This is a genomic window from Pseudomonas sp. 32_A (assembly GCF_017490905.1).
Taxonomy (GTDB): domain Bacteria; phylum Pseudomonadota; class Gammaproteobacteria; order Pseudomonadales; family Pseudomonadaceae; genus Aquipseudomonas; species Aquipseudomonas inefficax.
The window spans coordinates 174,890-191,756 of the sequence record NZ_JAFGYI010000003.1 but is presented as its reverse complement, the minus strand read 5'-3'; the positions used below and the strand labels follow the sequence as shown (position 1 = coordinate 191,756).

Genomic DNA, 16,867 nt, shown 5'->3' with positions numbered 1-16,867 from the left:
GTCCCGATGGGTTTCAACCTTTCTGCCTGGGCGCTGCGCAACCGCCAGATCGTCCTGTTCCTGATGGTCCTGCTGGCGGCCATTGGCGCCATGTCCTACACCAAGCTCGGCCAGAGCGAGGACCCACCGTTCACCTTCAAGGCCATGGTCATTCGTACCCTGTGGCCTGGTGCCACTGCCGAGGAAGTGTCGCGGCAGGTTACCGAGCGCATCGAGAAGAAGCTGATGGAAACCGGCGAGTACGAGCGGATCGTCTCGTTTTCCCGCCCCGGCGAATCGCAGGTCACCTTCATGGCCCGCGACTCGCTGCATTCCAAGGACATCCCCGAGCTGTGGTACCAGATCCGCAAGAAGGTCGCGGACATCCGCCACACTTTGCCGCCGGAAATCCAGGGCCCGTTTTTCAATGACGAGTTCGGCACCACCTTCGGCAACATCTATGCGCTGACCGGTGAGGGCTTCGACTACGCGGTGCTCAAGGACTATGCCGACCGTATCCAGATCCAGCTGCAGCGGGTCAAGGACGTGGGCAAGGTCGAGCTGATCGGCCTGCAGGACGAGAAAATCTGGATCGAGCTGTCCAACCTCAAGCTGGCCACCCTCGGCGTGCCACTGGAGGCCGTGCAGCAGGCCCTGCAGGAACAGAATGCGGTCAGCACCGCCGGCTTCTTCGAAATGCCCAGCGAGCGCCTGCAACTGAGGGTGAGCGGGCGCTTTGACAGCGTCGAGCAGATTCGCCAGTTCCCCATCCGCGTGGGCGATCGCACCTTCCGTATTGGCGATGTGGCCGAAGTGCACCGCGGCTTCAACGACCCGCCCGCACCGCGCATGCGCTTCATGGGCGAGGATGCCATTGGCCTGGCGGTGTCGATGAAGGACGGCGGCGACATCCTGGTGCTGGGCAAGGCATTGGAAAGCGAGTTCGAGCGCCTGGCCCGCAGCCTCCCGGCCGGCATGGAGCTGCGCAAGGTTTCGGACCAGCCGGCGGCGGTCAAGGCCGGCGTGGGCGAGTTTGTCCAGGTGCTGGTCGAGGCGCTGGTCATCGTGCTGCTGGTGAGCTTCTTCTCGCTGGGCCTGCGCACGGGGCTGGTGGTGGCGCTGGCTATCCCGCTGGTGTTGGCCATGACCTTCGCCGCCATGCACTACTTCGGCATCGGCCTGCACAAGATCTCCCTTGGCGCGCTGGTGCTGGCCCTGGGCTTGTTGGTCGATGATGCGATCATTGCCGTGGAGATGATGGCGATCAAGATGGAGCAGGGCTACGACCGCCTCAAGGCGGCCAGCTACGCCTGGAGCAGCACCGCCTTCCCGATGCTCACCGGCACCCTGATAACGGCGGCGGGCTTCCTGCCCATTGCCACGGCAGCCTCCAGTACGGGCGAATACACCCGTTCGATCTTCCAGGTGGTGACCATCGCCTTGCTGACCTCCTGGGTGGCCGCCGTGGTATTCGTGCCTTACCTGGGCGAGCGCCTGCTGCCAGATCTGGCCAAGCTGCATGCCGCGCGCCATGGCAAGGACGGCCACGCGCCAGACCCTTACGCCACACCGTTCTACCAGCGTGTACGGCGTGTGGTGGAGTGGTGCGTGCGGCGGCGCAAGACGGTGATCCTGCTGACCATTGCCGCCTTTGTCGGCAGTATCCTGCTGTTCCGCTTCGTGCCCCAGCAGTTCTTCCCGGCCTCCGGGCGCCCGGAGTTGATGGTCGACCTGAAACTGGCCGAGGGTGCCTCGCTGGCCAACACCGCCGAGCGGGTCAAGCAACTGGAGGCGTTGCTCAAGCAGCAGGAGGGTATCGACAACTACGTGGCCTATGTGGGCACCGGTTCGCCGCGTTTCTACCTGCCGCTGGACCAGCAGCTGCCGGCGGCCAGCTTCGCCCAGTTCGTGGTACTGGCCAAGTCGATGGAGGACCGCGAGCGCCTGCGCAGCTGGCTGATCACCACCGTGGACCAGCAGTTCCCCGACCTGCGTGCCCGGGTCACCCGCCTGGAAAACGGCCCGCCCGTGGGTTACCCGGTGCAGTTCCGGGTAACTGGCGAGCACATCGAGAAGGCCCGTGCGCTGGCCCGCGAAGTGGCCGACAAGGTGCGCCAGAACCCGCATGTGGTCAACGTTCATCTGGACTGGGAAGAGCCGAGCAAGGCGGTGTTCCTCGAGATCGACCAGGACCGCGCCCGCGCCCTGGGCGTGAGCACCGCGCACCTGTCGAGCTTCCTGCAAAGCTCGCTGACCGGCACCACGGTCAGCCAGTACCGCGAGGACAACGAGCTGATCGAGATCCTGCTGCGCGGCACCCGCCAGGAACGCAGCGAGCTGGGCAACCTCGGCAGCCTGGCATTGCCGACCGACAATGGCCAGAGCGTGGCGCTGTCGCAGGTCGCGACCCTGGAGTACGGCTTCGAGGAAGGCATCATCTGGCACCGTAACCGCCTGCCGACGGTGACCGTGCGCGCCGATATCTACGACAAGGAGCAGCCGGCGACGCTGGTGAAGCAGATAGAGCCGACCCTGCATGACATCCGCGCCAAGCTGCCGGATGGCTATTTGCTGGAAGTGGGCGGCACGGTCGAGGACTCCGAGCGCGGGCAAAAGTCCGTGAATGCCGGCATGCCGCTGTTCGTGGTGGTGGTGCTGAGCTTGCTGATGATCCAGCTGCGCAGCTTCTCGCGCACGGTGATGGTGTTCCTCACTGCGCCTCTGGGGCTGATTGGCGTGACCTTGTTCCTGCTGGTGTTCCGCCAGCCGTTCGGCTTTGTCGCCATGCTCGGCACCATTGCCCTGGCGGGGATGATCATGCGCAACTCGGTGATCCTGGTGGACCAGATCGAGCAGGACATTGCGGCGGGTATGGAGCGCTGGCAGGCGATCATCGAAGCCACGGTGCGGCGGTTCCGCCCGATCGTGCTGACTGCACTGGCGGCGGTGCTGGCGATGATTCCGTTGTCGCGTAGCGTGTTCTACGGGCCGATGGCGGTGGCGATCATGGGCGGGTTGATCGTGGCCACCGTGCTTACCCTGCTGTTCTTGCCGGCGTTGTATGCGGCTTGGTTCAGGGTGAAGAAGGGCTGAAGGCCGCTCCCACAAAGGTCCTGCATTCGCCGATCAATGTGGGAGCGGCCTTGTGTCGCGATGGGCTGCAAAGCAGCCCCCGGGGCCATCAGAGGGCGCCGAAGACCTTCTTGGCCAGGCTGGTAGCCGCTTCAGCCGGGTTCTGGCGGATGCTCTGCTCCTGCTTGGCAATCATCTCGAACAGGCCATCCAGTGCCTTTTCAGTCACGTAGTTCTCGATGCTGGCGCTTTTGGCGTCGACCACACCCAACGCCACGGCCTGCCCGGCAAAGTTGTTGTACTGCTGAGCCAGGCCAACCTTGTCGGTAGCCTGCTTGACGATCGGCAGGAACCTGGCGCGGATCTGTTCGCGGCTGCTCTTGTTCAGGTACTGGGTGGCCGAGTCGTCACCGCCGCTGAGGATGCCTTTGGCATCTGTCACGCTCATGTTCTTCACGGCATCCACCAGAATCGCCTGGGCCTGCGGCACGGCAGCCTCGGCGGCCTTGTTCATGCTGGTTTCCAGGGCTTCGACCTGTTCACCCTTGCCGAACATCTTCATCGCCTTGGCGGCCTTGCCCAGGTTGCCTGGCAGTTCGATGCGCACATCCGGGTTGTTGCTGAAGCCGCCCGGCGTGCTCAGCTGCTTGACGGCCAGTTGTGCGCCTTGAGTCAGGGCATCCTTCAGGCCGCCGGTGGCGTCTTTCTGGGTCAGGTCGCCGAGCGACAGGGCCAGGGCACTGGCCGACAGCAGCAGGCCGGCACACAGGGTGGTGAAGCGCAGGGAAGTGCGGATCATGAAGCTTTCCTTGTAAACAGATGAGTACGGGTATCAGCGAACCGGGTCGACCTTCACCCGCACGGGCTGTGGGTCACTGCCGTCGAGCATGACGCCGTGGTGTTCGGTGTTGATGAACAGCAGCTTGCCGTCCAGTTCGATGCGCGCGCTTACCGCATAGCGGTGGCCGGGCTTGACCTGGGCCGGGTCGTAGGTGAGGTGGAACGGCAGCGGTACGTTGCCTTTGACCGGGCCGGCCTGGCGGGCCAGGGTAACCGCCGGGGCATCCATCAGCGAGACATCCTGCAGTTCCACGCTGAGGGTGGCGGCAGATGGCAGGGCGCTGCGCTGCAGGTAGAAGACTTCGCCATCCAGGCTGGCCTGGTTGGACGGGGTGTGGCTGGAACAGGCTGCGAGCAAGGATGCGCAACACAGCATAAAAAGCTTTTTCATGGTATCTCCGAAGTCCTAGGCGTTGGCTTGTGGCCAACCCCAGGGACTTTAGCGGATTTCTTCTGACGGGTCCTTGATGTAGATGTGATTGAGGGAATTGAGCGGACGAAGAGGAACGCAGATATTCAGTTGCGGCGCGGCTACCGTAAGGTGATTGCGTCCGTTAGTCGCTGGTGCGGACGGGGTCAGAGGGAAAGCTGGCCTGGGCCGCTAGCAATCTGGTCGACCGTCACACGTTGGGTACCGGACACTGTGCCTGGCTCGATCGAGTGACGGCTGGTGTTGATGTAGTGCAGTCGATCATCTTTTTCGATGCGCACGGCGAGGGCATAACTACGGCGTGGATCGATCAGGCTGCTGTCAAAAGTCAACGGCAGATTGATCGGCATCAGGCCGCCACAGCGCAGGCGCAGCTCGGCAAGGCTGATGGCCGGTGCGTCCGCCATGGAGACATCGATCAGGCTCAACTTGACCAGCCCGGACGGTGGAAGGGTGTTATCGCCAGAAGAAACGATTTCAACGTTGAATGATTTCATTAGCGTCATTTCAGAACTCCTTGACAGGGGGGCAGATGCAGCACATCGATACTCCCCCCTCTCAAGGGGCGTGAGCAGACTGAAAGCCTACCCTTGCACCAGATCCACCGGCTCATCACGGTGCAACGCCACCTGGCGGATCGACAGGCGCAGTTCCGCCGACAGCACACGCTTGGCCACGCCTTCTGCCAATTCGCCGAGCTTGTCGTGATAACCCAGCTTGCCTTGCGCGTCAGCGTGCAGCACTCCTTGCTCGACCAAGGTCTGGATGAAGTGGCGGAACAGGGTCTTGTCGAAGAACTCCGGGGCGTTCAGGCCATGCAAGATCGACAGACGCTGGGCCATCATCACGCACAGGTCTTCCAGTTCTTCGGCGCTGAGGCTGTTCTGTCCGCTGTTGAGCAGCAGCGAAGTTGCCATGTAGAAGCGCTGCAGGGTCTGGGTGATGGTGCGGGCGAGCAGGGTGAGCAATACGAACTGCCGCGAGCTGGGTGCCGGGCGAATGTAAGTATCGTTGTCCTGGCGCAGCAGCCCTTGCTCGACCAGTGCGGCCAGCCACTGGTCGATCACCGCATCCAGTTGCTCCGGCGTCCAGCGCAGGAACAGTTCGGCCTGCAGGTAAGGGTACAGCGCATGCACATACTGGCCCAGCAGTTCGCGGCTCATGCGCGAGCTGCTGAGGAAGAAGCTGGCCAGCAGCGCCGGCAAGGCGAAAATGTGCAGCACGTTGTTGCGGTAATAGGTCATCAGCACCGCGTTGCCTTCATCCAGGTACAGGATGCGGCCAAGGGCGTCCTTCTGCTCGGCGACCAGGTTCATGCCGCGCACGTGTTCGATCAGCGCCAGGCCATCGCCCTCGGGCAGGGTGGTGTGCGGCGAATAGGGCACCTGGCGCAGCAAGGCCAGGTACAGGTCGAGCACGCGGGTCAGGGCGCGCTCGTCCAGGGCCAGGCGGCTGGTGGACAGCAGCGCCAGGGCCACCAGGTTGACCGGGTTGATCGCGGCCGCCTCGTTGAGGTGGCGGGCCACGGTTTCGCCCAGGCGGGTGGTGGCGGCGTTGAGCCAGGCAGGGCGGTATTGCGGGCCGTGGTCCTGTTCACGCCAGCCGGGCTGTTGCTGGTCGAGGAAGCCGGCCAGGCGGATCGGTTCGCCAAAGTTCACATACACCTGGCCAAAGCGCTGCTTTAGCGCACCGAATACCTTGAAGATGTCGAAGATCGACTCTTTCTTCTTGCTGGCACCGCGCAATTCGCCCAGGTAGGTGCGCCCTTCGAGCACGCGTTCGTAGCCGATGTACACCGGCACGAACACGATCGGTGTGCGCGACGAGCGCAGGAAGCTGCGCAAGGTAATGGCCAGCATCCCGGTGCGTGGCTGCAGCATGCGCCCGGTGCGCGAGCGGCCGCCTTCGACGAAGTATTCGACCGGGAACCCCTTGGTGTAGAGGGTGTGCAGGTATTCATTGAATACTGCGGTGTACAGCGGGTTGCCCTTGAACGTACGGCGCATGAAGAAGGCACCGCCACGGCGCAGCAGGTTGCCCACCAGCGGCATGTTGAGGTTGATGCCCGCAGCCACGTGCGGCGGTGTCAGGCCGTTGCGGAACAACAGGTACGACAGCAGCAGGTAATCGATGTGGCTGCGATGGCACGGTACGTAGATCACTTCGTGGCCAGGGGCGATGCCCTGCACCTGGTCGATGTGGTTGACCTTGATGCCGTCGTAAATCTTGTTCCAGAACCAGCTCAGCACCACTTCGAGAAAGCGGATGGCGGTGTAGGTGTAGTCCGAGGCGATCTCGTTGCCATAGCGCAGAGCCTGGGCTTCGGCCTTGGCCAGCGGCAGGTTCTCGCGCTGCGCCTCATCGACGATGGCCTGGCGCACCTGGGGGGCGTGGATCAGGCCCTTGACCAGGTTGCGCCGGTGCGAGATGTCCGGGCCGATGACGGCGGTCTTGAGGTTGCGAAAGTGCACGCGCATCAGGCGCTGGGCCATGCGCACGGTGCGCTCGTGGCCCTTGTTGTGCTGTACCAGTTCGCGCAGGTGGATGGGTGCGGAGAACTGCACCCGGGTCTTGCGCCCGAGGATCAGTACGGTCAGCAGCCGGCGCAGGCGCCCGGTAACTGCCCAGCTGTCGGCGAACAGCAACTTCCACGGGCTGGACTCACTCGCCGGGGTCTGGCCCCAGAACACACTGACCGGAATGATCTGCGCATCCTCTTCGGCATGCTGGCTGACGGCGGCGACCAGGCGCTCCAGGGTGGGCGGGGCGCCGCGCTTGTCATGGCGGCCGAGCCAGTCCGGGTCCGGGGTCAGGTAGAAGAATGCCGCCGGTTCCTGCAGCGGGCCAACCGCTACTGGCAGCACCGGGCGCGGCAGGCCTGCCTTGGTGCATTCATGGTCGAGCACGGCCAGGTCGGTGAGTGCGGGCGAGGGCAAGGCGTAGAACACCGGGCGGCTGCGGTCGAGCTTGAGGGTGAGGGAGGACTGGTTGATGGTCTCGGAGCGCACCCACAGGTACAACAGGCGACGCAGGGCGCCGAAGATCAGGCGGCGCAGGGGGGAACGGGTCATGGGGTGTGTGCCCTGGGTGTGATTTTCAGGTGGGTATCCAGCCATTTAGTCTGCCGTATCCGCGCAAGTTCAGCAAAAATCGCCGAACGGCGCGACGGTCATCAAATTTTTTTGTTCTGTGTCATATACTCGGCCTGCCACTTGCAAGATATTTGCGCAAGCGGCGTCGACACAGGGAGCAGACCCTGTGTCTGCAAGGCGATCTTCACAATAAAAATCCGGAGTAGTTCAGATGTCGTCTCGTGAGACTGGGAATGTAAAGTGGTTCAACGATGCCAAGGGTTATGGCTTCATTCAGCGCGAAGGTGGTGCGGATGTCTTCGTCCACTATCGGGCGATCCGCGGTGAGGGGCATCGTACCCTGGTCGAAGGGCAACGGGTGGAATACGCCTGCGTGCAGGGCCAGAAAGGCCTGCAAGCCGAAGACGTAGTGGGCCTCTGAGCCTCAAGCTGTAACGGTTTGTGTGGGAGCCGGCGAAGCCGGTGCCAGGCACCGTGTTGCCTGCATCGCCGGCAAGCCGGCTCCCACAAAAAATACCGCTCAAGCGGTGCGCCAGGTGATTTCCTCTTCACCGTCGGCGCTGATGCGGACCCAGCGGTCGGCATCTTCTTCCCCATCTTCTTCCACCCAGCCACCTGGCGCGCAACGCACTTCCACACCCAGTGCAGCAAATGCAGCGCGGGCGCAGGCGACGTCATCGGCCCACGGCGTCTGGTCGCTTTCCAGGTACAGGCTGTTCCATTTCCCTACAGCCTTGGGTAGCCAGGTGACCGGAATGTTACCGGCCAGGCATTTGAAGGTATGGCCTTTCTGCTTCCATTCGCTGCATGGGCCGATTGCCTGGGCGAGCCACTCGGCAATCTGCTTGTGGTCGACGTCGGCGTCCTTCAGGTAGATCTCGATATCAGGTTGGCGCATAAGGGCTCCGGGTGTGCTCAGTCTTGGCGCACGAAATAGTCATAACGCATGGAAACCGTGACTTCGAACGGCTCGGGCTGGTCGATGACCCGGGCACGCTTTTCGGCACTGGCGCGCCAGCCGTGCGGGGTCATGGCCAGCAGGTCGGCGCGGGCCTTGGGTGCGGCCAGGCTCAGGCGGAACTCCAGGGTTTCGCTGTGGGCATGGGCCATGCCTTCGGGGACCAGGGCCAGGTGTTTGTCGTCGGCATACGGGCGCACTTCATCGTAGAGCACTTCGCGCAGTTCCATCAGGTGGCCGCTGGTGGGGCCGACCCGCATCAGGCCGCCGCCGGGGCCGAGCAGGCGCTTGGCCTCGGCCCAGTCCAGCGGGCTGAACACGCTGGCGATGAACTGGCAGCTGGCGTCGGCAAGCGGCACGCGGGCCATGCTGGCGACCATCCAGGTAACCTCGGGCGCGCGGCGGCAGGCACGCTTGACTGCCTCGCGGGAAATGTCCAGTGCGTAGCCGTCGGCAGCCGGCAGAGCCTGGGCGATCTGCGCAGTGTAGTAACCCTCGCCACAGCCGATGTCCAGCCAGGCCCCGGGCTGGCGCTCGGCGGCCAGCTCGGCCAGGCGGCGCGCCACCGGCGCGTAGTGGCCGGCGTCGAGAAAATTGCGGCGGGCTTCGACCATGGCCTGGTTGTCACCGGGGTCGCGGCTGTTCTTGTGCTGCACCGGCAGCAGGTTCAGGTAACCCTGGCGGGCCCGGTCGAAGCGGTGGCCGGCCGGGCACACCACACCGTTGTCGAGCCGGCTCAGTGGCGCCTGGCAAAGAGGGCAGGCGAGCATCAGGCGAGCAACCGGACCAGGGTCTGGTAGTAGATTTCGGTCAGCAGGTCGAGGTCGCTGGCCAGAATCCGTTCATCCACCTGGTGGATGGTGGCGTTGACCGGGCCGAGTTCGACCACCTGGGTGCCCATGGTGGCGATGAAGCGGCCATCGGAGGTACCGCCGCTGGTCGACGGCTGGGTGTCGCGGCCGGTGACGCCCTTGATGCTGGCCGAAACGGCGTCCAGCAATTCGCCCGGTTCGGTAAGGAACGGCAGGCCCGACAGCGCCCAGTCGATCGACCAGTCCAGCTCATGCTTGTCGAGGATTGCCGACACCCGCGCCTGCAGGTCTTCGACAGTCGACTCGGTGGAGAAGCGGAAGTTGAACAGTGCGGTCAGGTCGCCCGGGACCACATTGGTGGCACCGGTGCCGGAGTTGAGGTTGGAGATCTGGAAGCTGGTCGGCGGGAAGAACGCATTGCCTTCGTCCCAGTGCTCCGCCGCCAGTTCTGCCAGGGCCGGTGCGGCCAGGTGGATCGGGTTGCGTGCCAGGTGCGGGTAGGCCACATGGCCCTGCTTGCCACGCACTGTGAGCTTGGCGCCCAACGAGCCTCGGCGGCCGTTCTTGACCACGTCACCCAGCAGGGTGGTGCTGGAGGGCTCGCCAACGATGCACCAGTCCAGGCGCTCGTTGCGTGCTTTCAGGCGCTCGACCACGGCCTTGGTGCCATGGTGGGCCGGGCCTTCCTCGTCGCTGGTGATCAGGAACGCCACCTTGCCGCGGTGGTTCGGGTAGTCCTGCACGAAGCGCTCGCTGGCAATCACCATGGAGGCCAGGCTGCCTTTCATGTCGGCGGCGCCACGGCCGCAGAGCATGCCATCGGCGTCGATCAGCGCTTCGAACGGCTCATGCTGCCATTGCTGTACCGGGCCGGTGGGTACCACATCGGTGTGGCCGGCGAAGCACAGCACCGGGCCGTCCTGGTTGCCGTGAGTGGCCCAGAAGTTGTCGACGTCCTCGATACGCATCGGTTCCAGCTGGAAGCCCACGGCGCCCAGGCGATTCATCATCTGCGCCTGGCAGTCAGCGTCGACGGGGGTGACCGAGGGGCGACGGATCAGGTCGCAGGCCAGTTGTAGGGTGGGCGAGAGCTCGGCAGGGGCCGTCATGGGGGACTCCGGGGCAAGGCGGGGAAATCTGAGGGGCGTTATCTTATATCAAACCGTCAGGCCAATGGGGCCGCTTTGCGGCCCATCGCGACACAAGGCCGCTCCTACAAGCGATCGCGCCGCATCTGACAGGATGCGATCCACTGTAGGAGCGGCCTTGTGTCGCGAAAGGGGCGCAAAGCGCCCCCGGCATTCTCAAGCCTGCTGCGGCTCAGCGGCCTTCTCCCCAGGCTTGGGCAGCGAAGACAGGAACGCCATCACCAACGCCGCCACATAAGGCAACGACTGCACCAGCAACATCGCCACCCAGAAGCGCATGTCCGAACTCGGCAGGCCCTGCACCAGGTAGATACCCAGCGCCGCGCCCCACAACAGCAACATGATGAACAGCTCTTCCCGCGCTTCGGAAATCGCCACCAGCAACCCATGGCTGTCGGCGTTTTTCGGCGTGCGGAAGAACGGCATGCTGCTGGTGAAGAACCCGTACAGCACCGCCTTGGCGATGGTATGCGACAGTGCCAGCCCCGCCAGCGCCGCTGCAAAGGCATCTTTCAGGTTCACCCCTACGGCGCGGCGGTAAAGGAAGATGATCTTGCCGACCTTGAAGAAGAACAGTGCCAGCGGTGGAATGGCAAAGATCATCAATGGTGGGTCGACCCGGTGCGGCACGATGATCATTGCCGCCGACCACAGCAGTGCACCGATGGTGAAGAAGATGTTCATGCCATCAGCGATCCACGGCAGCCAGCCGGCCAGGAAGTGGTAGCGCTGGCCGCGGGTCAGCTCGCTACCCTTGCCGCGCAACAGGGCGCTGGCATGGTGCTTGATGATCTGGATGGCACCATACGCCCAGCGGAAGCGTTGCTTCTTGAAGTCGATGAAGGTGTCTGGCATCAGGCCTTTGCCGTAGCTGTTGTGGGCATACGCTGCCGACAGGCCCTTCTCGAACACTCGCAAGCCCAGTTCGGCGTCCTCGCAGATGCACCACTCGGCCCAGCCCAGCTCTTCCAGCACGCTGCGCCGGGTCATGGTCATGGTGCCGTGCTGGATGATCGCGTCACGGTCGTTGCGGGTGACCATGCCGATGTGGAAAAAACCCTTGTACTCGCTGTAGCACAGCTTCTTGAAAGCGCTTTCGTGCTGGTCGCGGTAGTCCTGCGGCGACTGCACCACGGCAATCTTCGGGTCGGCGAAGTGCGGCACCATGTGCTTGAGCCAGTTGCGGTCGACGCAGTAGTCCGAGTCGATCACCGCGATCACTTCTGCGTCCTTGGCGGTATGCGGGATCAGGTAGTTCAGCGCGCCGCCCTTGAAGCCGGCCAGGGGCGCGACATGGAAGAACCTGAAGCGCTCGCCGAGCTTCTCGCAATGGGCCTTTAGCGGCTCCCACACGGCTGGGTCCTTGGTGTTGTTGTCGATCACCAGCACTTCGTAGTCGGGGTAGTCCAGCGCGGCCAGGGCATCGAGGGTCTGTTTGACCATCTCTGGCGGCTCGTTGTAGCACGGCACATGCACCGACACCTTGGGCCGGTAGGCGCTGTCGGCCTGCACCGGCAGGAACTCGCGCCGGCGCTTGTGTATCCACACCGCCTCGGCCAGTTCGTGGGCCTCGGTGAGCAAAACGATGAACACGCCCAGCGCGCCGAGGGCCAGCAACACGCCCACGGTAAGGCTGAACCAGGTGCTGTATTGCTGACTGTAGTCGTAGGCGATCCATACCAGCACCGACCCGCACAGGAAGGTGATGAAGGTCAGGAAGGTGCGGCCTCGCTGGCGCAGGGCCGAACCGTCGATGAACAGCACCATCAGGGCAATCATCGCCAGCACCACCGAGGCCACCGCCAGGGCACGCCATTGCGGGATCGCCACCACCGGGCCGTCGAAGTTGAATTTTTGCTGGCGTTCGGCGTTGTACACGCCCCAGTACGCACCCACCGAGCCTTCGTCGCTGGCCTTCCACGGCTGGTCATAGGCTTCGATGACGAAGTAGTTGTAGCCACGCCGGTTGAGGGTGTTGACCAGGGTGCGCAGGTAGATGGCCTGGTCGGCCTGGGTGGCATCGGCGCCGCCGCGCATGCGGCCGTTGCTCGGCCAGCCAACTTCCGACAACAGCAGGGGTTTGCGCGGGAACTGGTGCTTCAGCTCGCGGGCGCGGTCGAGCACGAACTCGACCGAATCCTTCATCGGCACGAACTCCCAGTACGGCAGGATGTGCGCGGCAATCAGGTCGACGTGCTTGGCCAGCTGCGGGTTTTCCTTCCAGATGTGCCATTGCTCACTGGTGGTCACCGGCACCTTGACGGCTGCGCGTACCCGATCGAGGTACTTGATCAGGTTTTCCGGGGTGACTTCTTCACGGAACAGCGCTTCGTTGCCGACCACTACCCGAACCACGCTGCGCGAGTTGTTGGCCAGCTGGATGGCCGTGGCGATTTCGCGTTCGTTGCGCTCCAGGTCCGGGCTGATCCAGATGCCCAGCGTCACCCGCAGGCCGAACTCCTCGGCCAGGCGCGGGATATCCGCCTGGGTGCCCTCCACGGTGTAGATCCGGATGCTGTCGGTCAGTTTGCTCAACTGCTCCAGGTCCTGGCGCATCTCGTTGTCACTGGGGTACTGGCCCTTCTGCGGGCTTTCGCCCAGACGGAACGGTGAATACGAGAAACCAGAGATCTGCTCTGGCCAGGCGGGGGCGGAGACCGGGCGGTTGATCAGTGCCCAGAACCCGGTGAACAACGCGGCGATGGCCAGGACCACGACCAGGTTCAGGCCGAATTTACGTGAAGACATTGTCGTCCATATGTGTCGAAGTGATAGGACATTAAAGCAGGGTTGGTAGTCTCTTTCCTAACGATGCAGGCCATGGGCCCGCTGGCATATAATGCGCGCCGGTTTTTTGGGGTATGAACATGAGCACAGAAGATCCACGCTTCGCCGGCGTTGCCCGGCTGTATGGCGACCAGGGGCTGCACCGTCTGAGCCAGGCCCATGTGGCCGTGGTCGGTATAGGCGGGGTAGGCTCGTGGGCGGCGGAAGCGCTGGCACGCAGTGGCGTGGGCGAGATCACCCTGTTCGACCTCGACGATGTGTGCGTCAGCAACACCAACCGCCAGGCCCATGCCCTGGAAGGGCAGGTGGGGCGGCCCAAGGTCGAGGTCATGGCCGAGCGCCTGCGGGCTATCAACCCGGCGTGCACGGTGCATGCAGTGGCCGACTTCGTCACCCGCGACACCATGGTCGAATACATCACCGAGAACCTCGACTGTGTGATCGACTGTATCGACAGCGTCATGGCCAAGGCGGCGCTGATCGCCTGGTGCCGGCGGCGCAAGATCGCCATCGTCACTACCGGTGGCGCCGGTGGGCAGATCGACCCGACCCAAATCCAGATCGCCGACCTGAACAAGACCTTCAACGACCCGCTGGCCTCGCGGGTGCGTTCCACCCTGCGCCGCGACTACAACTTCTCGCGCAATGTCAGCCGCAACTATGGCGTGCCATGTGTGTTCTCCAGCGAACAGCTGCGCTACCCCAAGGGCGATGGCAGCGTTTGCTTGCAGAAAAGCTTCGTGGGCGAGGGTGTGCGGCTGGACTGCTCGGGTGGCTTTGGCGCGGTGATGATGGTGACCGCGACCTTTGGCATGGTGGCGGCGAGCAAGGCGGTGGAAAAACTGGTGGCCGGGGCGCGACGGCCTTCGGAGCGGGTCAAGCCTGAATAGACCGCATGGGCTTCTTCGCGGGTAAACCCGCTCCCACAGGGGCCTCATCTTTCCTGAGAGAGATGCAATACTTGTGGGAGCGGGTTTACCCGCGAAGAAGCCAGCACCGATTCAACGGTTGGAAGCCAACTCCGCCATCCGCTGCAACACCGCATGCAGCCCATTGCTGCGCGACGGCGAAAGCTGACGCTCCAGGCCCAGCTGAGTGAACCACTCACGCAGATCGAGCCCGGCGAGCTCTTCGCTGGCCAACCCCTGCACCCGCACCAGCAACAACGCCAGCAGCCCGCGCAACAGGCGTGCATCGCTGCTGGCCTTGAACCGCCACAGGCCCTCGACCTGCTCGGCCACCAGCCATACCAGGCTTTCGCAGCCATGCACGCGGTTAGCCTCGGTCTTTTCGCTGTCAGCCAGCGGCTCCAGCCGGTCGCCCCACTGCATCAGCAGCCGCGCACGCTGTTCCCAACCCTTGCCCTGCTCGAAAGCTTCCAGCGCCTGGCGCGCCTGATCGGGCAGCGTCATCGCAACAGCTCCAGGCCTTGATCCAGCGCCGCGAAGAAACGCTGCAAGTCATCGCTGTCGTTATACAGCCCCAATGACACGCGGATCGCGCCCTCCAGGCCCAAACCCTTCAGCAGCGGCATGGCACAGTGGTGGCCGGCACGCACGGCAATGCCTTGCTCGGTCAGCAGGTGAGCGATGTCGGCGTTGTGTACGCCTTCAATGACGAAACTGGCAAGGGCCGCCTGTGGGTTGCCCAGGATACGCACCCCATCACGGTCCGCCAGGCCGCGCAGCAGATGCTGGTGCAGGCTGGTTTCATGGGCTTCGAGTGCCTGGGCATCGAGGCTTGCCAGGTAGTCCAGGGTCGCGCCCAGGCCGATCACTCCGGCGATCGGCGGCGTACCTGCCTCGAACCCCAGCGGTGCCGGGCGAAAGCTGGCGCTTTGGTACTCGGCCAGTTGCACCATTTCGCCACCGAACTGCCAGTGGTGCAGCAGGTCCAGCGCCTCGCTGCGGCCGTACAGCACGCCAACACCTTCCGGACCGTACAGCTTGTGGCTGGAGAATACATAGAAGTCGCAGCCAAGCTGCTGCACATCATGGCGGCCATGCACCACGCCCTGGGCACCGTCGACCACGGTCAACGCGCCTTGGGCGCGGGCATGAGCCAGCAGCGCCGGTAGCGGCTGCCATGTGCCCAGCACGTTGGACAGCTGGCTCACCGCCAGCACCCGGGTGCGCGGGCCGATCAGTTGCAGCGCCTGGTCCAGGTCGATGCGGCCATGGGCATCCAGCGGCAGCACCACCAGGCGCAAGTTGCGCCGGCGCGCCAACTGTTGCCAGGGCAGCAGGTTGGCATGGTGCTCCAGGGCGCTGACGGCAATTTCGTCACCGGCCTCGAAGCGGTGTTCCAGGCCGTAGGCCAGCAAGTTCAGCGCCGAGGTAGCACCGTGGGTGAAGATGATCTGCCGCGAGTCTGCAGCATTGAGCCAGGCGGCAACCTTGTCACGACTGGTTTCGAAGGCCTGGGTCGCCAGTGCGCCGGGCAAGTGCTGGGCACGGTGCACGTTGGCCGCGCCATGGCCGTAGTAATGGCTCAGGGCATCGAGCAAGGCTTGCGGCTTCTGGGTGGTGGCGGCGCTGTCCAGGTAGGTCTGGTGCTGCCGTTGCAGGGCGGCGATGGCGGGAAAATCGGCACGCCAGGGGGAGGGCTGGAACATGGTCGCGGGGCCTGGAATGAAAATCGGGTCTGGCACCTTGGCGCCAGACCCGATCTTAACACTTCAAACCGCCGAGGGTTCTCAGTTGTGCGCGTGCAGCGCCTCGTTCAGCTCGATGGCCGACTTGTGGGTCTTGCACTCCACCGCGCCATTCAGCGAGTTGCGGCGGAACAGCAGGTCGGTCTGGCCGGCCAGGTCGCGGGCCTTGACCACCTTGACCAGCTGGTTGTTCTCGTCCAGCAGGTTCACCTTGGTACCGGCGGTGATGTACAGGCCGGCTTCGACGGTGTTGCGGTCGCCCAGCGGAATGCCGATACCGGCGTTGGCGCCGATCAGGCAGCCTTCGCCAACCTTGATGACGATGTTGCCGCCACCGGACAGGGTGCCCATGGTCGAGCAGCCGCCGCCCAGGTCCGAGCCCTTGCCGACGAATACGCCCGCGGAAACGCGGCCTTCGATCATGCCCGGGCCTTCGGTGCCGGCGTTAAAGTTGACGAAGCCTTCGTGCATGATGGTGGTGCCTTCGCCGATGTAGGCGCCCAGGCGCACGCGGGCGGTGTCGGCGATACGTACGCCGGCCGGGACCACGTAGTCGGTCATCTTCGGGAACTTGTCCACCGAGAACACTTCCAGCAGCTCGCCCTTCAGGCGCGCTTCCAGTTGCAGTTCGGCGAGTTCGGCCAGGTCGACCGCGCCCTGGTTGGTCCAGGCCACGTTCGGCAGCAGCGGGAAGATGCCGGCCAGGCTCACGCCGTGCGGCTTGACCAGGCGGTGCGACAGCAGGTGCAGCTTGAGGTAGGCCTCTGGGGTCGAGGTCAGCGCGGCGTCTTCGGCCAGCAGGGTGGCGACCAGCGGCTTGTGGCTTTCAGCCAGGCGGGTCAGCAGGGCGGCCTGGGCGGCATCCACGCCTTTCACGGCTTCGGCCAGTTGCGCGGCCTGGGCGTTGCTGAAGGCGATGGCCTGGTTGCCACCTTGGTAACCGAGAACCGGGGCTACTGCAGCGACCAGTTCGGCGCTCGGGTTGAGCAGCGGTTGTGCGTAGAACACTTCCAGCCAGGCGCCCTGGCGGTTCTGGGAGCCGACACCGAAGGCCAGGCTGAACAGGGTATTGGACATGTGATTACCTCGTGCGAAA

At 64.1% G+C, this 16,867-nt stretch carries 14 protein-coding genes; 3 read left to right on the top strand and 11 right to left on the bottom strand.

What is annotated here, in order from left to right:
* The first annotated feature begins 6 nt into the window (after positions 1-6).
* Positions 7-3,072, top strand: coding sequence for an efflux RND transporter permease subunit (locus J5M58_RS03450; RefSeq protein WP_112251012.1), 3,066 nt, complete (start codon positions 7-9; stop codon positions 3,070-3,072).
* An 88-nt stretch (positions 3,073-3,160) separates the two neighbouring features.
* On the opposite strand, the gene J5M58_RS03445 is transcribed toward J5M58_RS03450, so the two are convergent.
* From J5M58_RS03445 to plsB, 4 genes are all read right to left on the bottom strand, one after another.
* Positions 3,161-3,850, bottom strand: a complete 690-nt coding sequence (locus J5M58_RS03445) for a DUF4197 domain-containing protein (protein WP_112251014.1) — start codon at positions 3,848-3,850, stop codon at positions 3,161-3,163.
* Positions 3,851-3,883: 33 nt separating this feature from the next.
* Positions 3,884-4,282, bottom strand: a complete 399-nt coding sequence (locus J5M58_RS03440; RefSeq protein ID WP_112251016.1) for a YbaY family lipoprotein — start codon at positions 4,280-4,282, stop codon at positions 3,884-3,886.
* Between the two features lie 185 nt (positions 4,283-4,467).
* Complete coding sequence (locus tag J5M58_RS03435) at positions 4,468-4,827, bottom strand: YbaY family lipoprotein (protein WP_112251018.1); 360 nt, start codon at positions 4,825-4,827, stop codon at positions 4,468-4,470.
* 78 nt (positions 4,828-4,905) lie between these two features.
* Positions 4,906-7,392 carry a glycerol-3-phosphate 1-O-acyltransferase PlsB gene (gene plsB, locus J5M58_RS03430; protein ID WP_112251020.1) on the bottom strand — a complete coding sequence of 829 codons (2,487 nt, stop codon included), beginning with the start codon at positions 7,390-7,392 and terminating at the stop codon, positions 4,906-4,908.
* A 232-nt stretch (positions 7,393-7,624) separates the two neighbouring features.
* On the opposite strand from plsB, the gene J5M58_RS03425 reads away from it, so the two are divergent.
* Positions 7,625-7,834, top strand: coding sequence for a cold-shock protein (locus J5M58_RS03425; protein ID WP_003252255.1), 210 nt, complete (start codon positions 7,625-7,627; stop codon positions 7,832-7,834).
* Between the two features lie 99 nt (positions 7,835-7,933).
* On the opposite strand, the gene J5M58_RS03420 is transcribed toward J5M58_RS03425, so the two are convergent.
* The 4 genes from J5M58_RS03420 to J5M58_RS03405 all read right to left on the bottom strand — a co-directional run bounded on the left by J5M58_RS03420 (position 7,934) and on the right by J5M58_RS03405 (position 13,079).
* Positions 7,934-8,311, bottom strand: coding sequence for a hypothetical protein (locus tag J5M58_RS03420; protein ID WP_112251022.1), 378 nt, complete (start codon positions 8,309-8,311; stop codon positions 7,934-7,936).
* Between the two features lie 17 nt (positions 8,312-8,328).
* Positions 8,329-9,141 carry a putative RNA methyltransferase gene (locus J5M58_RS03415; protein WP_207877144.1) on the bottom strand — a complete coding sequence of 271 codons (813 nt, stop codon included), beginning with the start codon at positions 9,139-9,141 and terminating at the stop codon, positions 8,329-8,331.
* Positions 9,141-10,292 carry a succinyl-diaminopimelate desuccinylase gene (gene dapE, locus J5M58_RS03410; RefSeq protein WP_112251026.1) on the bottom strand — a complete coding sequence of 384 codons (1,152 nt, stop codon included), beginning with the start codon at positions 10,290-10,292 and terminating at the stop codon, positions 9,141-9,143. The genes J5M58_RS03415 and dapE overlap by 1 nt, the downstream gene beginning before the upstream one ends.
* A gap of 195 nt (positions 10,293-10,487) precedes the next feature.
* Positions 10,488-13,079 carry a glycosyltransferase gene (locus tag J5M58_RS03405; protein ID WP_207877142.1) on the bottom strand — a complete coding sequence of 864 codons (2,592 nt, stop codon included), beginning with the start codon at positions 13,077-13,079 and terminating at the stop codon, positions 10,488-10,490.
* 119 nt (positions 13,080-13,198) lie between these two features.
* Here J5M58_RS03405 and tcdA point away from each other — a divergent pair, with 119 nt between their 5' ends.
* Positions 13,199-14,008, top strand: a complete 810-nt coding sequence (gene tcdA, locus J5M58_RS03400) for a tRNA cyclic N6-threonylcarbamoyladenosine(37) synthase TcdA (protein ID WP_181457314.1) — start codon at positions 13,199-13,201, stop codon at positions 14,006-14,008.
* Between the two features lie 111 nt (positions 14,009-14,119).
* Here the strand turns inward: tcdA and J5M58_RS03395 are convergent, their stop codons facing one another.
* The 3 genes from J5M58_RS03395 to dapD all read right to left on the bottom strand — a co-directional run bounded on the left by J5M58_RS03395 (position 14,120) and on the right by dapD (position 16,848).
* Positions 14,120-14,530: a SufE family protein gene (locus J5M58_RS03395; RefSeq protein ID WP_085618290.1), complete on the bottom strand. Its 411-nt coding sequence runs from the start codon at positions 14,528-14,530 to the stop codon at positions 14,120-14,122.
* Entirely contained in the window at positions 14,527-15,732 is a 1,206-nt protein-coding gene (locus J5M58_RS03390) for a cysteine desulfurase (protein ID WP_207877140.1), read from the bottom strand. The genes J5M58_RS03395 and J5M58_RS03390 overlap by 4 nt, the downstream gene beginning before the upstream one ends.
* Before the next feature lie 81 nt (positions 15,733-15,813).
* Complete coding sequence (dapD, locus tag J5M58_RS03385; RefSeq protein WP_025337969.1) at positions 15,814-16,848, bottom strand: 2,3,4,5-tetrahydropyridine-2,6-dicarboxylate N-succinyltransferase; 1,035 nt, start codon at positions 16,846-16,848, stop codon at positions 15,814-15,816.
* Between the last annotated feature and the right edge of the window lie 19 nt (positions 16,849-16,867).